At 45.2% G+C, this 1,497-nt stretch carries 3 protein-coding genes; 2 read left to right on the top strand and 1 reads right to left on the bottom strand.

Annotation, left to right across the window (positions count from 1 at the left end; translation table 11 throughout):
- Nucleotides 1-124 precede the first annotated feature (124 nt).
- Nucleotides 125-1,033 (top strand): proline dehydrogenase family protein, encoded by a 909-nt coding sequence (locus ACWHAR_RS21050; protein ID WP_041333072.1) that lies wholly within the window; start codon nt 125-127, stop codon nt 1,031-1,033.
- 24 nt (nt 1,034-1,057) lie between these two features.
- Here ACWHAR_RS21050 and ACWHAR_RS21045 read toward each other — a convergent pair whose 3' ends face one another.
- Nucleotides 1,058-1,204 (bottom strand): YuzL family protein, encoded by a 147-nt coding sequence (locus ACWHAR_RS21045; protein WP_003240817.1) that lies wholly within the window; start codon nt 1,202-1,204, stop codon nt 1,058-1,060.
- Nucleotides 1,205-1,377: 173 nt separating this feature from the next.
- Here ACWHAR_RS21045 and ACWHAR_RS21040 point away from each other — a divergent pair.
- The coding region (locus tag ACWHAR_RS21040; RefSeq protein ID WP_452087716.1) for a 3-hydroxyacyl-CoA dehydrogenase NAD-binding domain-containing protein at nt 1,378-1,497 on the top strand (120 nt) is incomplete at its 3' end.

The raw sequence follows: 1,497 nt of genomic DNA, 5'->3' as shown, positions 1-1,497 counted from the left end.
GCGGCATTTGAGATTGCTGCTGATTATCCATTGTGATCCTCCTTTGGTTTCTGTTCATTTTATAGTTTCCTTCAGACTGGGAGTTATATACATGGTTTTGAAGATGACGGCGGGAGGGAGTCGGATGTTGAGACATGTGTTTTTATTCTTATCTCAAAATAAAACACTTACCAAGTTCGCAAAAGCATACGGAACGCGGCTTGGAGCACGAAGGTTTGTCGCAGGGGATACGATTGAATCGGCGGTTAAGACCGTCAAAAGGCTAAACAGATCCGGTTTGTGTGCAACAATTGATTATTTAGGCGAGTATGCAGCTTCGGAAAAAGAAGCAAACCAAGTCGCAGAGGAATGCAAGAAAGCCATTCAAGCCATTGCCGAACATCAATTGGACTCAGAGCTTTCACTTAAGCTGACCTCAATCGGGCTCGATCTTTCAGAAGAACTTGCTCTTACTCATTTGCGCGCCATTCTTTCCGTTGCGAAGCAATATGATGTTGCTGTGACCATTGATATGGAAGACTATTCCCATTATGAACAGACACTTTCTATTTACAGGCAATGCAAACAGGAATTTGAGAAGCTCGGCACGGTCATTCAGGCGTATCTGTACCGGGCGGCAGAAGATATCAGAAAGATGCGGGACTTAAAGCCGAATCTCAGACTTGTAAAAGGCGCTTATAAAGAATCTGCGGCCGTAGCGTTTCCCGACAAAAGAGGAACGGACCTTCATTTTCAGAGCTTAATAAAGCTGCAGTTGTTAAGCGGGAACTACACGGCTGTCGCCACACATGACGATGACATCATTGCATTTACGAAACAGCTCGTCGCCGAACATCAAATCCCCGCGTCGCAATTTGAGTTTCAAATGCTATACGGCATCAGGCAGGAGCGTCAGAAGGAACTCGCCAAGGAAGGCTACAGAATGCGTGTGTATGTCCCATATGGAACGGACTGGTTCAGCTACTTTATGAGAAGAATTGCCGAACGGCCTGCCAATGCAGCGTTTGTGTTAAAAGGAATTTTGAAAAAGTGAAAGCAGCCGCGGGAAGCAGCTGCATTATGATTGTTCCATGTTATGTTTTTTATACTGCTGATTTTGACTTGTCCGTTTTCCGCCGCCGTAATGCTGAGTCGGACCGGCATCTCCCTTTACGCTCGCCGCGCTGACTGCCGCTGAAGACGGATTTTTTTTCTCTCGTACCATTCCCTTCACCTCCGGGCTTAAGTTGCCCGACTTTTATAGGCTTCATACAAAAAAATAACAAATTAGCTATTGAAGTCGAACCGGAAATCTTTTAAGATGAAAGAAGAAACGGGTTTCATTTTTTTAGTCAAAAAATGAATGACTATTCATTCAATGTTCAAGGGGGATATCTCATGCACAAACACATTCGGAAGGCAGCCGTTTTAGGATCGGGGGTAATGGGCTCCGGGATTGCGGCGCATTTGGCTAACATCGGATTTCCTGTCCTGCTGCTATATATTGTGCCGAACGAT

Source organism: Bacillus sp. LR--39 (genome assembly GCF_053613335.1).
This window is presented reverse-complemented; position numbering and strand designations above follow the sequence as displayed.

Excerpts from the sequence above, each read along its gene's own strand:
- ACWHAR_RS21050 (WP_041333072.1), top strand. The coding sequence starts at position 125 with ATGTTGAGACATGTGTTTTTATTCTTATCTCAAAATAAAACACTTACC.
- ACWHAR_RS21045 (WP_003240817.1), bottom strand. The coding sequence starts at position 1,204 with ATGGTACGAGAGAAAAAAAATCCGTCTTCAGCGGCAGTCAGCGCGGCG.